Annotated in this window: 15 protein-coding genes; 5 read left to right on the forward strand and 10 right to left on the reverse strand. The window is 60.4% G+C overall.

Translation table 11 applies throughout. From position 1 onward, the window contains the following. The first annotated feature begins 59 nt into the window (after window positions 1-59). Genes ACM6I0_RS18110 through ACM6I0_RS18120 form a run of 3 tightly spaced genes read left to right on the forward strand, consistent with a single transcriptional unit; the run spans window position 60 to window position 3,051 of the window. Window positions 60-2,183: a putative bifunctional diguanylate cyclase/phosphodiesterase gene (locus ACM6I0_RS18110; protein ID WP_414922937.1), complete on the forward strand. Its 2,124-nt coding sequence runs from the start codon at window positions 60-62 to the stop codon at window positions 2,181-2,183. Window positions 2,184-2,230: 47 nt separating this feature from the next. After that, window positions 2,231-2,722 (forward strand): M48 family metallopeptidase, encoded by a 492-nt coding sequence (locus ACM6I0_RS18115; protein ID WP_285432743.1) that lies wholly within the window; start codon window positions 2,231-2,233, stop codon window positions 2,720-2,722. A 32-nt stretch (window positions 2,723-2,754) separates the two neighbouring features. Further along, window positions 2,755-3,051 (forward strand): winged helix-turn-helix domain-containing protein, encoded by a 297-nt coding sequence (locus ACM6I0_RS18120; protein WP_090178776.1) that lies wholly within the window; start codon window positions 2,755-2,757, stop codon window positions 3,049-3,051. A gap of 111 nt (window positions 3,052-3,162) precedes the next feature. Here ACM6I0_RS18120 and ACM6I0_RS18125 read toward each other — a convergent pair whose 3' ends face one another. Then, the gene (locus tag ACM6I0_RS18125) at window positions 3,163-3,615 is read right to left on the reverse strand and encodes a GNAT family N-acetyltransferase (protein WP_414922938.1); all 453 of its coding nucleotides are present in this window, start codon (window positions 3,613-3,615) and stop codon (window positions 3,163-3,165) included. A 258-nt stretch (window positions 3,616-3,873) separates the two neighbouring features. Here ACM6I0_RS18125 and ACM6I0_RS18130 point away from each other — a divergent pair, with 258 nt between their 5' ends. Next, a complete protein-coding gene (locus ACM6I0_RS18130; protein ID WP_285432740.1) occupies window positions 3,874-4,611 on the forward strand; it encodes a substrate-binding periplasmic protein in 738 nt (245 codons plus the stop codon). A gap of 48 nt (window positions 4,612-4,659) precedes the next feature. Here the strand turns inward: ACM6I0_RS18130 and yccS are convergent, their stop codons facing one another. From yccS to betI, 9 genes are all read right to left on the reverse strand, one after another. Next, window positions 4,660-6,843 carry a YccS family putative transporter gene (yccS, locus tag ACM6I0_RS18135; RefSeq protein ID WP_285432738.1) on the reverse strand — a complete coding sequence of 728 codons (2,184 nt, stop codon included), beginning with the start codon at window positions 6,841-6,843 and terminating at the stop codon, window positions 4,660-4,662. Window positions 6,844-7,257: 414 nt separating this feature from the next. After that, window positions 7,258-8,436, reverse strand: a complete 1,179-nt coding sequence (locus tag ACM6I0_RS18140; RefSeq protein ID WP_259153677.1) for an NAD(P)/FAD-dependent oxidoreductase — start codon at window positions 8,434-8,436, stop codon at window positions 7,258-7,260. A gap of 145 nt (window positions 8,437-8,581) precedes the next feature. Then, window positions 8,582-9,919 carry an ATP-dependent RNA helicase DbpA gene (dbpA, locus tag ACM6I0_RS18145; RefSeq protein ID WP_231997110.1) on the reverse strand — a complete coding sequence of 446 codons (1,338 nt, stop codon included), beginning with the start codon at window positions 9,917-9,919 and terminating at the stop codon, window positions 8,582-8,584. A gap of 105 nt (window positions 9,920-10,024) precedes the next feature. Further along, on the reverse strand, window positions 10,025-11,509 hold the full coding sequence (gene mdtD / locus ACM6I0_RS18150) for a multidrug transporter subunit MdtD (protein WP_414922998.1): 1,485 nt from the start codon (window positions 11,507-11,509) through the stop codon (window positions 10,025-10,027). A 79-nt stretch (window positions 11,510-11,588) separates the two neighbouring features. Continuing rightward, window positions 11,589-12,923, reverse strand: a complete 1,335-nt coding sequence (locus ACM6I0_RS18155; RefSeq protein WP_414922939.1) for a TldD/PmbA family protein — start codon at window positions 12,921-12,923, stop codon at window positions 11,589-11,591. After that, window positions 12,923-14,365 carry a TldD/PmbA family protein gene (locus tag ACM6I0_RS18160; protein ID WP_285432735.1) on the reverse strand — a complete coding sequence of 481 codons (1,443 nt, stop codon included), beginning with the start codon at window positions 14,363-14,365 and terminating at the stop codon, window positions 12,923-12,925. The genes ACM6I0_RS18155 and ACM6I0_RS18160 overlap by 1 nt, the downstream gene beginning before the upstream one ends. A 262-nt stretch (window positions 14,366-14,627) precedes the next feature. Further along, window positions 14,628-16,331 (reverse strand): choline dehydrogenase, encoded by a 1,704-nt coding sequence (gene betA / locus ACM6I0_RS18165; RefSeq protein WP_414922940.1) that lies wholly within the window; start codon window positions 16,329-16,331, stop codon window positions 14,628-14,630. 151 nt (window positions 16,332-16,482) lie between these two features. Next, entirely contained in the window at window positions 16,483-17,955 is a 1,473-nt protein-coding gene (betB, locus tag ACM6I0_RS18170) for a betaine-aldehyde dehydrogenase (RefSeq protein ID WP_414922941.1), read from the reverse strand. A gap of 109 nt (window positions 17,956-18,064) precedes the next feature. Further along, the gene (gene betI, locus ACM6I0_RS18175; RefSeq protein WP_285432731.1) at window positions 18,065-18,658 is read right to left on the reverse strand and encodes a transcriptional regulator BetI; all 594 of its coding nucleotides are present in this window, start codon (window positions 18,656-18,658) and stop codon (window positions 18,065-18,067) included. 378 nt (window positions 18,659-19,036) lie between these two features. On the opposite strand from betI, the gene ACM6I0_RS18180 reads away from it, so the two are divergent. Beyond that, window positions 19,037-20,986: a BCCT family transporter gene (locus ACM6I0_RS18180; RefSeq protein ID WP_285433000.1), complete on the forward strand. Its 1,950-nt coding sequence runs from the start codon at window positions 19,037-19,039 to the stop codon at window positions 20,984-20,986. Window positions 20,987-21,142 lie beyond the last annotated feature (156 nt).

Below are 21,142 nucleotides of genomic sequence, written 5' to 3' on the forward strand. Positions count from 1 at the left end.
TCAGTATTTGTCCGGTTTTCACGAGAAACCGGCCTGACGCCCCGAACAAGAGAAGCAGCATGGAATGCGCGCACCCCACGCCAGCTGAAGGCAACTCGATCCTTTTAATCGTCGACGATTACCCTGAAAACCTGATCAGCATGCGGGCGTTACTTCAGCGCCAGGATTGGCAGGTCATCACCGCAGCTTCCGGTTTTGAAGCCCTGAGTCTTTTACTCGAACATGACATCGACCTGGTGCTGCTGGATGTGCAGATGCCGGGCATGGACGGTTTCGAAGTCGCGCGCCTGATGCGCGGCAGTCAACGAACCCGACTCACGCCGATTATTTTCCTCACCGCCAACGAACAGTCCCAGGACGCCGTGATCAAGGGCTATGCCAGTGGCGCGGTGGATTACCTGTTCAAACCGTTTGATCCGCAAATTCTCAAGCCCAAAGTCCAGGCATTGCTCGAGCACCAGCGCAACCGCCGTGCGTTGCAGCGCCTGAGCCGCGATCTGGAGGTCGCTCGGGCGTTTAACGCCTCGGTGCTGGACAACGCCGCCGAGGGCATCCTGGTGGTGGGGGAGGACGGTTTGATCCGCTTTGCCAATCCGGCGATGTCGCGGCTGCTCAACGCCACGGTGCAGGATCTGCAAGGCAAGGAATTCCTCGATTTCCTGCAGAAACCACATATCCCGGTGTGGGCCGATTCTGAGCTTTATATCGGTTACAAACGCGGCGAAACCCTGCGCCTGCACGATGCGATGTTGCGCACCGCGCCTGGCCAGCAGGTGCCGGTGGCGCTGTCTTGCGCGCCGTTGCCCCGCGAACAACAGGCGATGGTTGTCACGGTGCTGGACATGTCGGTGGTGCGCCATCTGCATCAGCAACTGGAATTCCAGGCGGTGACCGACCCATTGACCGGGCTGCTCAACCGTCGCGGGTTCTACCAGACCGTCGAAAATCTGCTGTTGCGCGGCGAACGGTCCGACAGCGCCTGGGTGCTGCTGTACCTGGACCTCGACGGCTTCAAGCGCGTCAACGACTCCCTCGGTCACGATGCCGGCGACCGGGTGTTGCGTTGGGTGTCCGAGCAATTGAAGGCGTGTCTGCGGCCCTTCGACATTCTGGCGCGCATGGGCGGCGATGAGTTCACGGCGCTGCTGGACCTGGAATTCCCGGAACAAGCGGCGAAGATTGCCGAGAAACTCATCGAGCGGGTGTCGATCTGTCAGCAGATCGATGGGCTGGATATCGCCTTGGGCGCCAGCATCGGCATCGCCACCTTCCCGGATTGCGGGGCCAATCTCGATGGCTTGCTGCGTGCATCGGACATCGCCATGTATGAGGCCAAGCGCGCTGGCCGCCAGCAGTACCGGTTCTACGATCATGAAATGAACGGGCGGGCGCGCTCGCGATTGATGCTTGAAGAGAGTGTGCGCACGGCCATCGAAAACCGTGATTTCAATCTGGTGTATCAACCGCAAGTGGCCATCGATGGCGGGCAAATTCGCGGGTTCGAAGCCTTGCTGCGCTGGCAGCATCCGAGCGTCGGCGACGTACCGCCGGGCCTGTTTTTGCCGTTGCTGGAAGAGGCGCGGCTGATCAGCCGTCTAGGCAGCTGGATTTATCAACGCGGCGCCGGACAGCGCAAGGCTTGGGAAAGCTTGTTTGCCGAGGATCTGGTGCTGGGCGTCAGTTTGAGCAGCACCCAGTTCGGTATGCCCAACCTGGTCACCGAATTGCGCCAGGTGATTGAACGTCATGGCTTGCAGCCGCGTTGTCTGGAAGTCGAGGTGACGGAAGAAGCGTTGATGCAAAACCCCGAGGAAACTCGCAAAACGTTGCGCCTGCTGCGCAATCTTGGGGTGCGGGTGGCACTGGATGACTTCGGCTCCGGGCCGTGCTCGTTGTCTCATCTGCGCGATCTGGAACTGGATACACTCAAGTTCGACCGACATTTGATTGCCCGTCTGCCGGAATCCGAACGGGACGCGGCGCTGGTGCGCAACGTGATCGACCTGTGCAAGCAGTACGGGATGCTGGTGATTGCCGAAGGGGTTGAAACCGTTGCGCAATATGAATGGCTTCAAGCCAATGGTTGCCAGTATGTGCAGGGTTTTCTGGTGGGGCGGCCGATGATGGCCGAGGATGCCGGCGACTTTGTGCAGCCGTTTGACTGGAGCGCGCTGCCCCGTTGAATTCGCTACACTGGCGATCTTTTCGTGATCGTGTGTTGCCGACCTCAATGACTGCGTTGAAATACCTCCAGGCCTATCCCGCTGCGTTGCAGGATCAGGTGCGCCAGCTGATCGCCGAAGGTCGGCTGGGCGATTACCTGAGCAAGCGCTACCCGGAACAACACGCCGTACAGAGCGACAAGGCGCTGTACACCTATGCGCTGGAGCTCAAGCAGGAATACCTGCGTAACGCGCCGGCCATCGACAAGGTGTTGTTCGACAACCGCCTCGACCTGACCCATCGCGCCCTCGGCCTGCACACCACGATTTCGAGAGTGCAGGGCGGCAAGCTCAAGGCCAAGAAGGAAATCCGGGTGGCCTCGTTGTTCAAGGAAGCGCCCTCTGAATTTCTGAAAATGATCGTGGTGCATGAGCTGGCGCACTTCAAAGAGTCGGATCACAACAAGGCGTTCTACAAACTCTGCGAACACATGTTGCCGGGGTATCACCAGGTGGAGTTTGATCTGCGGGTGTACCTGACGTGGCGGGATATGCAGTAAAAGATCAACAGATCGCAGCCTGGAGTGTTTGAATGGATGTCAGCAAGACCAAGAGCAGCTTCTACCGCCGTTTATACGTGGCGTATCTGATTGACAGCGGGCTGGCGAGCAGCGTCCCGGCATTGACCGAGGTGACCGGCATGCCCCGGCGCACGGCGCAGGACACCATTGCCGCATTGGCGGATCTGGACATCATTTGCGAATTTGAGCAGGAAGAGGGCGCACGCAATCATGCGGGGCGCTATCGGATTCGCGAGTGGGGGGCGATTGATCGCGGGTGGATCGAGCGTAATCTTCGGCAGATCAAAGCGGTGCTGGAATATCCCTGAGATGATCGTTCCCACGCTCTGCGTGGGAATGCCTCAATGGACGCTCTGCGTCCGCTCTTGGGACGCAGAGCGTCCCGGGCTGCATTCCCACGCAGAGCGTGGGAACGATCGTTACGGACGACGCATCCCGATATGCGGAATATCATCCTCAAGAAACTCTTCGCCCGACACCACAAATCCGTACCGCCCGTAATACCCCTGTAAATGCGCCTGGGCCGAGAGATAGATCGGCACGTCAGGCCAATGCTTTTCGGCTTGCTTCAACGCCTGTTCCATCAAAGCATGCCCAAGCCCGGTACCACGTGCTTGAGGTGCAATGATTACGCGGCCGATCACCACGTCGCCGCCCTGGGTTTGCGGATCGAGCAATCTCAGGTACCCCACCAGTTGATCCTCATCCCACGCCATCAAATGGCAGGTGTCACCTTCCAGATCTTGCCCGTCGACATCCTGATAAGCGCATCTCTGTTCGACGACGAACACCTGTGCACGCAACTGCAAAATGGCGTACAGCTGTTCCTTGCCCAGATCGCTGTGGTGTTTGCAGACCCAATCAATTGTCATCTTCACATTCCTTGAACAACGTCGTTCCGATACTAAGCGTCCTGTCGATGGATGTCTTCATGGCGGGTAAATCTGTGACAAAGGCCAAAATGCCATCATTCATTTAGCGCGGCGTTGTCTTCTTTGTGTAATCTGAGATTGAACGCTGTGCAGTGGCTTCAATGAGCTAACGTTGAGTACCTGGCTTGTCGGTACGTGGGTCTTGGAGTTTTGGCTGAAAAATACGCCGGGCAATCCGCCCGCTAAGGATTTTCAAGCATGCCGCGATTGCATCGAGCGTTTGCTTTGATCGGATTGCTGTTGCTGGCACAGAGTGCGGCAGCGGAAAAATTGCGCCTCGTCGCCGATGCCTGGCCACCCTTTACCGACGCCACGCTGGTCAATGGTGGCTTGGCCACGGACATCGTCAGCACCGCGCTGGCCCGGGCCGGTTATGCCAGTGATTTTGAGCAGGTGCCCTGGGCGCGAGCTCTGTTGGGCGTCGGTGAAGGACGTTACGACGTGTTAGTCAACACCTGGTACACCGAGGAACGCACCAAGCTGGGCCAGTTTTCGGGAGAGTACCTGCTCAACCGTGTGCGCTTTCTCAAGCGCAAGGATGCACCGATCGAGTTCAACAACCTGCAGCAACTGCACACCTATCCGATTGCGGTGGTGCGTGGTTATGCCTATTCGCCGGAGTTCGACGAAGACGTGTCGCTGCAGAAAGTCCCGGTGCATAACTTCGCGATGGCCGTGCGCATGGTGGCGGCGGACCGGGTCAAGTTGACCCTGGAAGACGAATACGTCGCCCGTTATTACCTGGCTCGGGAATCAGCCAAGGTGCGCAATGCCGTGGAGTTCCTGCCCAAGCCGTTGAGCGAGAACAGCTTGCACATACTGGTCAGCCTGAAGAATCCGCAGCATGAACAAATTGTCGCCAACTTCGACCGCGAGATTGCCGAGATGAAGGCGGATGGCAGTTATGAGCGGTTGATGAGGCAGCATGGGATGTGAAGTTTCTCTGAAATGTGTGGTGTGGCTGATGGCCCTTCACCACAAATCTCAGGTTTCGCTGGTGTCCTTGATCAGGTGCGCCGCCAGCGTGCGCAAGGGCCCCAGCTGGCGGCAGATCAACGCCAACTGCGTCTGCACCAGTCGCTGGCCTTCGTCGATTTCATCCGGCATCTGTTCCAGTTCATTGGCCAGCGCCTCTTCCGCATCACTCTGAATCGCTATCGGTAGTTTGTTTGTCAGGCCCTGGGCGATCTCGTCGATGCTGGCGGCCAGGCTCACGCCTGCACCGTCGATCAGGTGCTCGCGCACATCCGCCGGCAGTTGGGTTTCTCGGTGCGCACCCAAGCCCGACAAGTAACTGAGCAGCGTGTGCGACAGCACCAGGAAGCGAAACCCGACATCCGCTTCCTTACGAAAATGCCCCGGCTCCATCAACATGTTCGCCAGTGTCGTCGACAGCGCCGCGTCTGCGTTGTGCGCGTTTCGCCGGGCCAGGCGATACGCGAGATCGTCGCTCTTGCCGACAGCGTATTGCTGCATGATCTGGCGCAGGTAAATGCTGTTGCAGGTCAGGGTGTTGGCCAGCACTTTGTTCAGGCGTCGGCCCTGCCAGTCCGGCAGGAACAGGAACACCGCGAGCCCGGCGATCAGGCTGCCAAGCAAGGTGTCGAGCAGTCGCGGCAGGAACAGCCCGTAGCCGTCCCCGACCTGGTTGAAGCAGAACAGCACCATCAGGGTGATCGCGGCCGTGGCCAGGGTGTAGCGGGTAGTGCGGTTGATAAAGAACACCACCCCGGCGGCAATCGCGAAGCACGACTGAATCAAAGGGTTGGGGAACAGATCGAACAGTGCCCAGGCCAAGGTCAGGCCAATCGCCGTGCCAAAGATCCGCTGCCCGAGTTTGCGCCGGGTCGCGCCGTAGTTCGGCTGACAAACAAACAGCGTGGTGAGGATGATCCAGTAACCCTGCGACGGGTGAATCAAATGCACCATGCCGTAGCCGATGCTCAAGGCCAGGGGCAGACGCAGTGCATGGCGAAACAGCAGCGATGTCGGCGTCAGCTGCGTGCGCAAGCGAATCCACACATCCTTGAGGTTGCGCGGCGAACGGTCGAGCAGGCTACTGTCCGTGGCGTCGGCCAAGGCGTCGGGATTGCTGGCATCGCTGAGCAAGCGGTCGAGGGTGCCGAGGTTGGCGGCCAGCGCGCGCAATGAACGCAGCAGACCCCGCCAGGCCGGGTTGCTCTGGATGCGCAGGTGTTCGAGCGAGGCGTGCAGGTCGCTCAGGGCTTCGGCGAAGCTGGCGTCATAGACGAAAGGCTGGCGCATCTGGATCGATTCGGCCAAGGCGCGGCAGGCTTTGCCTTGCTGGCGCAGCAGGCGCTGACAGCGGAACAGCACGTCGCTGTGGAAGAATGCCTCGGCCAGCGCGTTGTAAGGATAGTGCGACGAACTGGCGCGCTCATGGATGTCTTGAGCGAGGAAGTACAGCTTGAGGTAGCGGCTGACCTTGGCCCCCGGCCGACCATTGCCGACCCGATGCAGGATGATTTCCTTGGCTGCGTTGAGCGCCGCCACCACCCGGCCGTTTTGCTGGGCCAGTTCCAGTCGACGCGCCTCCACGTCCAGTTGCCGGATCGGCTCGAACAGTGAAGCTTTGAGCTTCAGGTAATAGCCCAATTCGCGGAACAGTCGCGCCAGGCTTTGCTGCACCGGCTGATTGGAGAACAGCGCCTGCCACAGCACCGACAGCAAACCGTACCAGGCCGCACCGGCCACCAGCAGCACTGGCTCGTGCCAGAAGTCGGTGACCGCGCCGCCGCGTTGGTCCACGCCGATCATGGTGTAGACCGACAGAATCAACGTTGCCGAGGCAATTGCGCCATAGCGTTCGCCGAGGGCGCCGAGCATGGTCAGGCCGAAACTGGCCAGCGCCAGGGCGATGACGAAAACGATCGGGTAGGGGAACAGCAATTCGACGGAGAGGGCAGCAACGCTGAAGCACACCAGCGTCACGGCCAGCGCGTTGAGGCGGCCCTGCCAACTGTCGTCGGTTTCGGCCAGGGCGCTGGCGATGATCCCCAGGAACAATGGGATCAGCAGCCCCATTTCATCCTGATACCAACAGACAGCCATGGTGCCGGTCAGGGCGATGAACACCCGCACGCTGTAGCTGAATTTATCCAGCGCCCAGAGGCGGCGCAGAGACTGACTAAAAGGGGTCGATGACATGAAGTGCGAGGGCCTTCCGAGGCGATGACGCTAAATTGAGCCAGTAATGACGTCGACGCAATGGCGCCGATCACATCTGACAGCAAAATCTGTTCCTTTGAATACGAGGATCTGTTGCCAATCACCCATTTGGTGATTGGCAGAGAAACCTGTGGGCGCGAGCTTGCTCGCGATAGGATTGGCACATTCAACATTGATGCTGACTGCCAGACTGCTATCGCGAGCAGGCTCGCTCCCACACTGGACCTGCATCGATCACAACTTTGTGGTTCGCCAAAAAACCTGTGGGAGCGAGCTTGCTCGCGATAGGGCCGGCACATTCAACATTGATGTTGACTGCCAGACTGCTATCGCAGCGATGCGGCGACCCGACAAGCCAGCTCCCACAGTGACTGCATTTCACATTCAGATGCGTCAGACGAATTGCGCGGCGGCGTAACCCGAGGCCCAGGCCCATTGGAAGTTGAACCCGCCCAGATGCCCGGTGACGTCGAGCACTTCGCCGATGAAATACAGGCCGGGGCTTTTCAGCGATTCCATGGTCTTGGACGAGACTTCGCGGGTGTCCACGCCGCCCAGGGTCACTTCGGCCGTGCGATAACCCTCGGTGCCAGCCGGCACCACTTTCCAGCTCGCCAGTTTTTCGCCGATGTCAGCAATTTCCGCATGGGTGTATTGCTTCATCGGTTTGGAAACGAACCAGTTGTCCGCCAGCAGGTTGGCCATTTTCTTGGTGAAAATTTCACCGAGCAAGGTTTTCAACTCGCTGTTCGGGCGTTCGGCTTGCTGCTGTTGCAGCCAGCTCGGCACGTCGTGGTCTGGCATCAGGTTGATTTCGACCGTGTCGCCGGATTCCCAAAACGAGGAAATCTGCAAAATCGCCGGGCCGCTTAGGCCGCGGTGGGTGAACAGGATGTTCTCGCGAAAGCTCTGGTCGTTGCAGCTCACCAGGCAATCCACCGATGTGCCGGACAACTCAGTGCATAGCTCTTTGAGCTGATCGGTGATGGTGAACGGCACCAGGCCGGCGCGGGTCGGCAGCAGATCGTGACCGAACTGCTTGGCCACCTGATAACCGAAACCGGTCGCGCCCAACGTCGGGATCGACAGCCCGCCCGTGGCGATGACCAACGATTCGCAGGTGATCTGGCCTAGCGTGGTGTCCAGCAGATAACCGCTTTCGAGCTTCTCGATGGTCTGGATCGAAGTATCCAGGTGCAGGCTCACGCCGACCTGATCGCACTCATTGAGCAGCATCTCGAGGATGTCGCTGGATTTGTTATCGCAGAACAGCTGGCCGAGTTTTTTCTCGTGGTACGGCACGCCGTGTTTGGCGACCATGCCGATGAAATCCCACTGGGTGTAACGCGCCAGTGCGGATTTGCAGAAGTGTTCGTTCTGCGAGAGAAAATTGCCCGGTTCGGTATACATGTTGGTGAAATTGCAGCGGCCACCGCCCGACATCAGGATTTTCTTGCCGGCCTTGTTCGCATGGTCGAGCAACAGCACCTTGCGCCCACGCCCGGCGGCGGTCAGTGCGCACATCAACCCTGCGGCGCCAGCGCCAATGATCACGACTTCGGTAGAGCGCAAAACGGTGTCCTCACACAAGAGCTGATCTGGAATGCAATCAAATGTGGGAGCTGGCCTGCCGGCGATAGCATCGACTCGGTTTACCAGTCAGACCGAGTCGATGCTATCGCTGGCAGGCCAGCTCCCACAGGGGGCCGCGGCGTTCTTAGAGAATACGCACGCGCAGCGAACGGCCTTTGATCTTGCCGTCGTTCAGGCGCTGCAAGGCCTGCTTGGCGATCCCGCGTTCCACCGCCACATAGGCCTGGAAATCGAAAATAGCGATCTTGCCGACCTGGGCACCCGGAATGCCGGCATCGCCCGTCAATGCACCCAGAATGTCACCCGGACGCACTTTGTCTTTACGGCCCGCGCCAATCACCAGCGTGCTCATCACCGGCAGCAGCGGTGCGCCGCCCTGGGATTTGAGGTTGTCCAGCTGATCCCAGCTCAACGGCGACTTCTGCAGTTGTTCGATGGCTTGGGCGCGGTGCGCTTCGGACGGTGCGACCAGGCTGATCGCAATACCTTTCTCGCCAGCACGACCGGTACGGCCGACGCGGTGAATGTGGATTTCCGAATCACGCGCCAGTTCGACGTTGATCACCATGTCCAGCGCATCGATGTCCAGGCCTCGGGCGGCGACGTCAGTGGCTACCAGTACCGAGGTGCTGCGGTTGGCGAACATGGCCAATACCTGGTCACGGTCACGCTGTTCCAGATCGCCATGCAGGCCGACGGCAGAGATGCCTTTGGAGGTCAGGTGATCGACGGTTTCCTGAACCTGCTGCTTGGTGAAGCAGAACGCGACGCAGGAGGCCGGACGGTGATGCGCGAGGACTTTGACCACGGCGTCCATGCGCTCATCCGGGGAGATCTCGTAGAAGCGCTGCTCGATCTGCGTGTCGTCGTGGAACGCCTCGGCCTTCACTTGCTGCGGGTTGCGCATGAACTTCGACGCCAGTTGCTTGATGCCCACCGGGTAAGTGGCGGAGAACAGCAGAGTCTGGCGGCGCTCCGGGCACTGGGCGATGATTTCTTCGATGGAATCGTAGAAGCCCATGTCGAGCATGCGGTCGGCTTCGTCGAGGATCAGCGTGTTCAGGCCATGAAGTACCAGCGAACCCTTGCGCAGGTGCTGCTGGATCCGGCCAGGGGTGCCGACGATGATGTGCGCGCCGTGCTCAAGCGAACCAATCTGCGGGCCGAACGAAACGCCGCCACACAGGGTCAGGACCTTGATGTTGTCTTCGGAGCGGGCCAGGCGACGGATTTCCTTGGCGACCTGGTCAGCCAGCTCGCGCGTTGGGCAGATGACCAGCGCCTGGCAACCGAAGAAGCGCGGATTGATCGGGTTCAGCAGGCCGATACCGAAGGCGGCGGTCTTGCCGCTGCCGGTCTTGGCCTGGGCGATCAGATCCATCCCCTTGAGGATCACCGGCAAGCTTTGCGCCTGGATCGGCGTCATCTGGGTATAACCGAGCGAGTCGAGGTTAGCCAGCATGGCGGCGGACAGCGGCAAAGTATTAAAAGCGGTGGCGATGGTGGTCACGGGACTGGCCTGCAAAACAAAATGTCGCGCAGTGTATCAGTCCCGTGGCCATTGGCCCTAAGGTTCGATGTGTTCTTCCGGACGTTTGACGCGCCGTCCGTCTTCCTTTGACAGTTGCGAGAAGATCGTCGCGGCCAGCATGGCCATGATTCCGACGGTCACAAAGGTCAGCTGGAAGGCGCCCAGCACGGTGTCGACGCCATCGTTGCCGATTTCTGCGGTGAAGCCACCGAGCAACGCGCCGGCGCAGGCAACCCCCAGGCTCAGGGACAATTGCGCGACCACCGACAGCAGACTGTTACCGCTGCTGGCGCTGGCATCGTCGAGGTCGATCAGGGTCACGGTGTTCATCGCGGTGAACTGCAACGAGTTGATCGCGCCAAGAATGGCCAGCATCCCCAGCAATAACCAATACGGCGTCTGCTCGCTGACCAGGCCCATGCTCGCCAGCATCAGCCCCAGCGCCAAGGTGTTGCCGGTCAGCACGATGCGATAGCCCAAGCGTTCGATCAGCGGTCGCGCCACCGACTTGGCGAACATCGCCGCAGCGGCCAGCGGCAGCATGCTCATCCCCGCCTGGGACGGAGAGTAACCCAGCGCCACTTGCAGCAACAACGGCACGAGGAACGGCAGCGCGCCGCTGCCCAGGCGAGCGAACAGGTTGCCGAGAATGCCCACGGCAAAAGTCCGGGTCTTGAACAGCGACGGCGCGAACAGCGGATTCTCGGTGTGCCCGGCCCGCAGCCAATACGCCGCCAGACATGCCATGCCGCCGAACAGCAGCAACATCACGCGCAAGTGTGGCAGGTGCAGTTCGCCCAGGCCTTCCATGGCGATGGTGATCAGCACCATTGCCGCGCCAAACAGCAAAAAGCCCAGGCTGTCGAAACGCGTACGTTCACTGCCGCGCAGGTCAGGGATGAATTTCCAGACGGCGTAGCAACCGACGGCGCCCACCGGCAGGTTGATCAGGAAGATCCAGTGCCAGGTCAGGTATTCCACCATCCAACCGCCCATGGTCGGGCCGATCAACGGGCCGAGCAGTCCGGGAATAGTGATGAACCCCATGATCCGCACCAGCTCCGAGCGCGGGTAGGCGCGCAGGACGACCAATCGCCCGACCGGCAGCATCAGCGCACCGCCCAGGCCTTGGATGACGCGGGCGCCAATCAGCAGGCTCAGGCTGCTCGACAACGCGCAGAGCAATGAGCCGAGGCTGAACAGCAGGATGGCGCCGAAGAAGATTTTCTTGGTGCCGAAGCGGTCAGCGATCCAGCCGGAGGCGGGGATCAGCAACGCAACGGTAAGCATGTAGGCGATGATCACGCCTTGCATGCGCAACGGATCCTCGGCCAGATCGCGGGCCATGGCAGGCAGGGCGGTGTTGAGAATGGTCCCGTCGAGGGATTGCATGAAGAAAGCGATGGCGACGACCCACGGCACCCAGCGGGCGGTGACAGCGTCGAGAGGCGGGCGGTTCGGCATGGGACCTCTTGTGGTTGGAGATGATCGTTCCCACGCTCTGCGTGGGAATGCCTCAATGGACGCTCCGCGTCCGCTTCGGCAGGGACGCAGAGCGTCCCGGGCTGCATTCCCACGCGGAGCGTGGGAACGATCGGTATCAGAGGGTCAGGGTCAATCGGCTGACCAGCGCACCCGGCAACAACGCCGAAGCTGTGGCCCGCTGGCTGTAGGTACTCGCCGACAGCAACAACTCACGTTCCTCGGTCAACGCTTCCAGGTGCGAACCGAGCAAGCTGTAAGCGCTGTCATCAAAGCGCATCGTGCTCACCGGCGCCTGTATCTCGCCGTTCTCGACCCAGAAGGTCGCAAAGCGCGTCATGCCGGTCAGGCGCGCCGCGGGTTGATCCGAGTAGTTCAGGTACCAGAGATTGCTGATGTACAGCCCGGTGCCCAACTGCTTGAGAATCTCGGCGTCAGGCAATGTGCCGGCCGCCATGTTCAGTGCACTCGGCATTTCACCGCCACCGGCGCCATTGGCCGTCAGGCCGTACTCGGCTGCGCTGCGTGAATTGACCATCTGCGCGCCAGCCTTGCCTTCGACAATCAAGCCAAGATCGCTGCGCGGATAACCTTCGCCGGAAAACGCCGGGCTCAAAGAACCGCTGACCTTTTCATCGACCGACACCAGCGGGCTGAACGCACTGTCGCCCGCGTACAGTTTCTGTAGCGGACTGTGTTTGCTGGCAATCGACTGCGCCGAGAAACCGCCCCAGCCGAGCATGTCCATGATTTCCCCCAAGGCCGCTGGCGCCAGGTAGGCACGGTACTGACCGGGCGCGAGGGTGCGTTGCGGCCTGCCCAGAAACGCCAACTGCTCGCGTGCCTGGGCAAAGCGCCTGGCAAACCCTTCGCTGTTCCAGTCGTGCCCGGCGTAGCTGGCTTTCACCGCTTGGCCATTGTCATGGAACAGGCTGAAATCAAAGTTGAAGCTGTTGGCCTGATGCCAGCCGAACGCGCCCGCCGAACTGGCGAAGCCACGACTGATCGGCCCGGCGGCATAGAAACCTACCAGGTCCAGACCTTCGGCCGCCCGGGTGATTTCAGCGACTACTTGTTCAGTGTCCGGCAGCGCACGCTCCTGCACGTTCTTGCTCTGCCAGCCGTTGTGATTGAGCAACAGGTACGGATCCTGCGGCAGCAGCGGCAGTGTTTCACGCAACTGTTGCAGCCCATCGGCCAGACGCTGGCGGTCGACTTCAGCATCGCCAGCCAGTGTGATGTGCAGGTCGGCATGCCGGCCTTCGTTGATCAGTTTGAAAGCGACGCTCGCCTGCTGCACCTGCCCGGCCTGACGCACCTTGGCGTGGTTGAAACGCACGAAGGCGGAGGATTCGGCGGCGTAGCTGAGGGTGAATTGCTCCGGCTCGCGAATCGCATCGCGCAGCCAAGTGACCAAGGCCTTGAACGAGGCCTGATTGTTAGAAGTGCTCATCAGGCGTCTCCCCCAAACACATCAACGTTGCTGAACACGCAGGCCGGCGAGGCATGGCCGACGCGGATCACCTGGTTCGGTTCACCCTTGCCGCAGTTCGGCGTGCCCAGGACCTTGAACGTGCTGGCGTCGCCGACAGCGCTGAGACTCTTCCAGAATTGCGCGGAAATCGCCCGATAGTTCGGGTTCTTCACCACGCCTTTGAGCTCGCCGTTTTCGATTAACTGCGCCCATTCGCAACCGAACTGGAATTTATTGCGTGCATCGTCGATCGACCATGAGCGGTTGGTCGACATCATGATGCCGTGCTCGATGTTGCCGATCAGTTGCTCCAGCGGTTGATCGCCGGGCTCGATGTTCAGGTTGGCCATGCGGTCGATGGGCGGGCGATTCCACCCGCAGGCGCGGCTGTTGGCGACGCCATCCATGCCGGCACGGAATTGTGAAAGCGCGCCGCCCAATGGTCGCAGCAGCAAGCCTTCCTTGATCAGGAACTGTTTGCTCGCGGCTGTGCCGTCGTCGTCATGGCCGTAGCTGGCGAGCTGTTCAGGAATGTCCGGATCGAACGTCACGTTGAGCAGTTTCGAGCCGTATTGCAGATGACCGAAGTCTTCTGCCTTGACGAAACTGGTGCCGGCGTAATTGCGTTCATCACCGAGGATGCGGTCCAGTTCCAGCGGATGGCCGATGGATTCGTGGATCTGCAGCATCATCTGGTCGGGCATCAGTAGCAGGTCGCGCGGACCCTGCGGTGTGTTGGGCGCCAGCAGCAATTGCAACGCTTGGTCGGCGACTTTCGGGCCGGCACCGATCAGCCCGCAACGGCTGATCACGTCAGCGCTGCCTTGCTGGCCGAAGTTCTCGCGGCCCAGGCTGCGGGTCTGGCTGTCGCTGCCGTCGTAGGCGGTGACATCCAGGCCCGGGTAGACGAACCGTTGCGCCTGACGCAGTTCGGCGCCGGCGCTGTTGAGGTAGATCTGCTCGACGTGGGTGATGCCGATGCTCACCTGCCAGTTCACCAGTCGCTCGTCCTTGGGCACGGACGCGGATTCGGCGCCGAGCAGTTGGTAGCAATCGCTCAGGGACGGGAAGGGCTGGTCGAGGTTCGGCGAGAAATAGTCGGCGCGGTCGCTGGAAACGGCTTGTTCACGCAAGTCCAGCAAGGCGTGGGGCTTGAGGTGTCGCGCTTGTTGCTCGGCCTTCTCCAATGCAGCTTGCAGGCCTTGTTGCGACAGGTCGTTGGTCGCGGCGTAGGCTTCGACACCGTTGACGCGCACGGTCAGCATCGCGCCTTCGTCACGGCTCAGGCTCGGAGGTTCGGCGACATTCTTGCGCACCGACAGGTACTGGCCGGATTCGCGCACATAACGCAGCGAAAAGAATTCAGCGCCCGTGCGCAAGGCAGCGAAACGCTGCTTGAGCTGGGGGTGGAAATCGAACATTCGGGAACCTCCTTGGTATGGAGTGGCGTATAGCGGTGTTGCGAAGGGGGTGAAACGTTTGCGTGGCGCTAGATTAGGCCTGCGCGGGGGGTAGGATCAAGCTTGGATCGGTGTAGGAAAACATTACCGGGAGAGGTGTGGTGTTATGGAGGGCCCCTTCGCGAGCAAGCCCGCTCCCACATTTGACCGCGTCGTTATCTGGCGACTCGGTCAAATGTGGGAGCGGGCTTGCTCGCGAAGGCAGCGCCGCGGTGTAACTGTCTTACTGCGCTGTCGGGCTCACATCACGCAACGGCTTGCCACGCACTGGCGCATCGCCGGCCACGAAGTAAGCTGCCTTGCTACGCGGCAATGGCTTGCGACCACGGATCTTGTCGGCGATTTTCTCGGCGATCATGATCGTTGGCGCGTTCAGGTTGCCGGTGGTGATGATCGGCATGATCGAGGCATCAACCACGCGCAGGGCTTGCATGCCATGCACACGACCTTCGCCATCGACCACGGCCATCTCGTCGGTGCCCATCTTGCACGAGCAGGACGGGTGGAACGCGGTTTCAGCGTGTTCGCGGATGAACTTGTCGAGCTGCTCATCGGTTTGCACGTCGATGCCCGGGCTGATTTCGCGGCCACGGAATGCATCCAGTGCAGGTTGTTGCATGATTTCACGGGTCAGGCGGATACCGTCACGGAATTCCTGCCAGTCCTGCTCGGTGGCCATGTAGTTGAACAGGATGCTCGGGTACTCGCGCGGATCCTTGGACTTGGCCTGGATACGACCCCGGCTCGGCGAACGCATGGAACCCATGTGCGCCTGGAAACCGTGTTCTTTCACGCCGTTGCTGCCGTTGTAGTTAATCGCGACCGGCAGGAAGTGGTACTGAATGTTCGGCCAATCGAATTCCGGACGGGTGCGGATGAAACCCCCGGCTTCGAACTGGTTGCTGGCGCCGATTCCGGTGCCGTTGAACATCCACTCGGCACCGATGGCTGGCTGGTTGTACCAGAGCAGCGACGGGTACAGCGAGACCGGTTGGGTGCAGGCGTATTGCAGGTACAGCTCGAGGTGATCCTGCAGGTTTTCGCCGACGCCCGGCAGGTCGTGGACCACCGGGATATCGAGTTTTTTCAGCAGTTCGGCCGGGCCGACGCCAGAGCGTTGCAGGATCTGCGGCGACGCGATGGCGCCGGAGCACAGCAGCACTTCCTTGCGGGCGCGGACTTCAACACGCTCTTCAGCCGCACCGATCAGGTAACGCACGCCGACGGCACGCTTGCCTTCGAACAGGATCTTGTCGGTCAGGGCGTGGGTGACGATGGTCAGGGTCGAACGCTTTTTGGCGATGTCCAGGTAGCCGCGAGCGGTGCTGGCGCGACGACCGTTCGGCGTCACGGTGCGGTCCATCGGACCGAAACCTTCTTGCTGGTAACCGTTGAGGTCTTCGGTGCGCGGGTAACCGGCCTGCACGCCTGCTTCAACCATCGCGTGGAACAGCGGGTTGTTGCCGGCTTTGGGTGTGGTCACGCTGACCGGGCCGTCGCCGCCGTGGTAGTCGTTCGGGCCGATGTCACGGGTTTCAGCCTTGCGGAAGTACGGCAGGCAGTCGAGGTACGACCAGTCTTCCAGACCCGGCAGTTTCGACCAGTTGTCGTAGTCCATCGCGTTGCCGCGGATGTAGCACATGCCGTTGATCAGCGAAGAACCACCCAGGCCCTTGCCGCGACCGCATTCCATCCGGCGACCGTCCATGTGTGGCTCTGGATCGGTTTCGTAGGCCCAGTTATAGCGACGGCCTTGCAGCGGGAACGCCAGGGCGGCCGGCATTTGAGTACGGAAATCCATGCGGTAGTCCGGGCCGCCTGCTTCGAGCAGCAGGACGGTGACGCCTTCGTCTTCAGTCAGACGGGTCGCCAGGGTGTTACCGGCCGAGCCGGCACCGATGATGATGTAATCGAATTCTTGGGACATTGAATGCACCCTCTTTGAAGTTGGTCAGGTCTGGCCACGGCGAGTGCTTCGCACTCGATCGCCAGCAGGCTGGCTCCCACAGGGGGATGTGTACTCCTGTGGGAGCCAGCCTGCTGGCGATGACGGCCTCGCAGGCAAAGCAGATGCCTGCTTAGAAAACCGAGGCGTAATCGCCCAGTTCGACCTGTACCGATTTGATGCGTGTGAAGTTGTTCAGCGAGCTGATGCCGTTTTCACGGCCCACGCCCGATTGCTTGTAGCCACCGACCGGCATCTTGGCGTCGGATTCGCCCCAAGCGTTGATCCAGCAGATACCGGCTTCCAGTTGATGAATCACGCGGTGGGCGCGGTTCAGGTCCTTGGTGACGACACCGGCGGCCAGGCCGAAGTCGGTGTCGTTGGCACGACGGATCACTTCTTCTTCGGTTTCGTACGTCAGGATGCTCATCACCGGGCCAAAGATTTCTTCGCGAACGATGGTCATCTCGTCGGTGCAGTTGGTGAACACGGTCGGTGCCACGAATGCGCCCTTGGCGAATTCGCCTTCGGTCAGACGGTCGCCGCCGCACAGTACGCGAGCGCCTTCTTCCTTACCTTTGGCGATGTAACCCAGCACGCTTTCCATGTGGGCGAAGCTGACCAGAGGACCGAAGTTGGTGTTCTCGTCTTCCGGGTTGCCGACGCGGATGCGGGCAACGCGTTCAACGATCTTGGCTTCGAAGGCAGCTTTGAGGTGGCTTGGCACGAACACACGAGTGCCGTTGGTGCAGACCTGGCCCGAGCTGTAGAAGTTGGCCATCATCGCGGTGTCGGCGGCGCGGTCGAGGTCGGCGTCGTCGAAAATGATCAGCGGGGATTTGCCGCCCAGTTCCATGGTCACGTCTTTGAGCGACGAAGCCGAAGCGCTGGCCATGACCTTCTTGCCGGTGTCGGTGCCGCCGGTGAAGGAGATTTTTTCGATGCGTGGATGCTCGGTCAGCCAGGTGCCGACTTCACGGCCGCTGCCGGTCAAGACGTTGAACACGCCAGCCGGAAGGCCTGCCTCGGTGTAGATCTCGGCCAGTTTCAGTGTGGTCAGCGAGGTGACTTCGCTTGGCTTGAAGATCATCGCGTTACCGGCCGCCAGGGCAGGAGCGGATTTCCACAGGGCGATCTGGATCGGGTAGTTCCACGCACCGATACCGGCGACGACGCCCAGCGGCTCGCGACGGGTGTAGACGAACGAAGTGGTGCGCAGCGGAATCTGCTCGCCTTCGATGGCGGGCACCAGGCCTGCGTAATATTCCAGCACGTCGGCACCGGTGACGATGTCGACATACTTGGTTTCGGAGAACGATTTACCGGTGTCCAGGGTTTCCAGGGCGGCCAGTTCATCGTTGCGCTCGCGCAGGATGTCGACGGCACGGCGCAGGATGCGCGAACGCTCCATTGCGGTCATCGCAGCCCAGATTTTCTGGCCCTTTTCGGCGCTGACCACCGCACGCTCGACGTCTGCCTTGGTCGCACGCTGAACGATTGCGAGGACTTCACCGTTAGCCGGGTTGATGGCTTCGAAGGTGGCGTCGCTGCTGGCGTCACTGTAGCCGCCATCGATGTAGAGTTTTTGCAGTTCGAAACGGGCCATAAAGTCCTCGCAAGTGCATAAGTGGTTGGCGTTGACCACTGGGCGTGCCGTGTAGCCTGGGCATCGCTGATCAGTGGCGGTTCAGGTGGCTGAGCGTTTTATGTGTGCTCTAACTCACCTGCTTGGCCAATTGGATATCCATGTATTCGTAAGCGATCCGTTGCGCCTGCTCGGTGTCGAAAGCATCTCCCGACAGCGCGCCGCGCAACCACAAACCGTCAATGAGGGCTGCCAGGCCCCGGGCGGCGCTGCGCGCTTGATCAAGCGGCAACGTACGGCGGAACTGGCAGCACAGGTTGGAATACAGACGGTGATCGTTGATCCGCTGCAACCTGTGCAAAGACGGCTGGTGCATGCTGGTGGCCCAGAAGGCCAACCAGGTTTTCATTGCCGGGCCATTGACCTGGCTGGCGTCGAAGTTGCCTTCGATAATCACCTGCAGATGCGCCCGTGGGCTGTCATCTGCCAGCGCCTGACGGCGCGCGGTGACGTTCTCGCTGAGGACACTCATCAGATACCGCATCGTGGCGGCAATCAGGCCATTCTTGTCCTGAAAATAGTGACTGATGATGCCATTCGAGACACCGGCCAAACGGGCGATCAGCGCAATGCTGGCGTCCCCCATGCCGACCTGATCGACGGCCTGTAGCGTGGCTTCAATCAGTTGCTGACGACGGATGGGTTGCATACCGACCTTGGGCATCTTGCACATCTCCTTAGGCCTCCCGGTGGGCGAATAAGCCTGCCGGATTGAGGGCCAGTCTATTTTGTTTTGATTGAACGTTCAATCAACAAAGAATAAGATCTGCGACAATTCGTCGCTGCCTACAGGTTTTTCCTACACGTAGTTAGCGGAAAAACGACATCACAAAACGCTCGAAACCCACGCGCGCTGGCGCTCCCGGGCTTCGGGCTTTTTTCGGGGTGTCTTTATATCACCCGCCGGTCGGCTGCCAACTAACCGATTGGTCGGGTAACGCGTTGCCTTGTGTTCTTCTCTCGCACTGCCTGGAGCATCTGTGCCATGAGTTCTGCCTCTCTAATAAAGACCCCACCCGAGAAGGTGACGGTCAACGGTTGGGTGTTCTACACCTCTACCGCGCTGATCCTGTTGTTGACCGCCATTCTGATCATCGCCCCGCAAGAGGCCGGCAGATTGCTCGGTATTGCCCAGGCCTGGTTGTCCCGCAGCTTCGGCTGGTACTACATGGTGGTGATTGCCGCTTATTTGGTATTCGTCGTCGGCCTGGCGTTTTCGTCCTACGGCAAGCTCAAACTGGGCAGCAAGGACGATACTCCGGACTTCAGCTACGGCGCCTGGGCGGGGATGTTGTTCTCGTCGGGTATCGGCATCTCGCTGTTGTACTTCGGCGCTTCGGAGCCGCTGGACCATTACTTCAATCCGCCGGAAGGCGTTTCGGCCAGCAACATGGCCGCGCGTCAGGCCGTGCAGCTGACGTTCCTGCACTGGGGCCTGCATGGCTGGGCGATTTATGCCCTGGTCGGTTTGGCCGTGGCGTACTTCGCGTACCGTCACAACCAGCCGCTGGCGCTGCGTTCGGCGCTGTATCCGCTGGTGGGCGAGCGTTGGGTCAAAGGCGCGGCCGGTCATGCCGTGGACGGCTTCGGCATGTTCGTGACCCTGCTGGGGCTGGTGACGAACCTGGGGATTGGTTCGCTGCAAGTGTCCTCGGGCCTGGAAAACCTGTTCGGCATGGCACACAGCAACACCAACCTGCTGATCGTGATCATCGTGATGAGCACCGTGGCGACCATCGCCGCCGTGTCGGGCGTGGAAAACGGCATTCGCCGTCTGTCCAACCTGAACATCGTGCTGTTCAGCGGTTTGCTGATTTTCGTGCTGCTGTTCGGCCCGACCCTGCACCTGCTCAATGGCTTCGTGCAAAACATCGGTGACTACCTGAACGGTGTGGTGCTGAAAACCTTCGATCTCTATGTGTACGAAGGCGACAGTGAGAAGTCTGACCGCTGGTTGGGCCTGTGGACATTGTTCTACTGGGCCTGGTGGATTTCCTGGGCCCCATTCGTCGGCATGTTCATCGCGCGTATTTCCCGTGGTCGTACGGTGCGTGAACTGGTGGCCGGCGTGCTGCTGATCCCGCTGGGTTTCACCCTGGCGTGGCTGTCGATCTTTGGTAACTCGGCCTTGGACCTGGTGATGAACCATGGGGCGGTGGAGCTCGGGAAGACGGCGCTCGAACAGCCGTCCATGGCGATCTACCAACTGCTTGAACATTATCCTGCGTCGAAGATTGTGATCGGCGTGTCGATCTTTGTCGGTTTCGTGTTGTTCCTGACCCCGGCGGATTCCGGCGCGGTGATGATGGCCAACCTTTCCTGCAAGGGTGGCAACGTCGATGAAGATGCGCCGCACTGGCTGCGGATTTTCTGGTCGGCGGTCATTACCCTGGTGACCATCGGCCTGCTGTTCGCCGGTAACTTCGAAGCCATGCAAACCATGGTGGTGCTGGCCGGCCTGCCGTTCTCGGTAGTGCTGGTGTTCTTCATGTTCGGCTTGCACAAGGCGATGCGCCAGGACGTGCAGATCGAACAGGAGCAGGCGGAACTGGCTGCGCGCGGTCGTCGTGGTTTCAGTGAGCGTTTGACTCAATTGGATCTGCAGCCGAACCAGTCGATCGTTCAGCGTTTCATGGACAAACAAGTCAGCCCGGCGCTGGAAGATGCGGCGGTGCAATTGCGTGCCCAAGGGCTGAATGTGCAAACGCTGCTGGGCAAGTCCAAGCGTTGCATGGGCGTGCGGATCGAGATGGAAGAGGGCAACCCTTTTGTCTACGAAGTAAGCCTGGATGGCTATCTGGCAGCGGCGAGCGACACGGTGTCGGCGGAAAGTGCCGATGAACCGCGTGCGCGCTATTACCGCGCCGAGGTGTACCTGCACAACGGCAGCCAGGACTATGACCTGATGGGCTTCACTGCGGATCAGATCACCCGTGACGTGCTCGATCAGTTTGAAAGCCATCGCCAGCTCCTTGGCCGGGTTTATAGCTGAGTTTCGATAGGGCTCGGTGTTTCAGTCTGAAGCACCGCGTCGGCATCATCGCCAGCAGGCTGGCTCCCACATTGGAACGCATTCCCTTGTGGGAGCCAGCCTGCTGGCGATGGGGCCTTCAACGTCAACACGGCATCGCCCTATATCCCATAAACA

It is taken from the genome of Pseudomonas sp. IT-P294, from assembly GCF_949767865.1.
In the GTDB taxonomy this organism is placed as follows: Bacteria; Pseudomonadota; Gammaproteobacteria; order Pseudomonadales; family Pseudomonadaceae; genus Aquipseudomonas.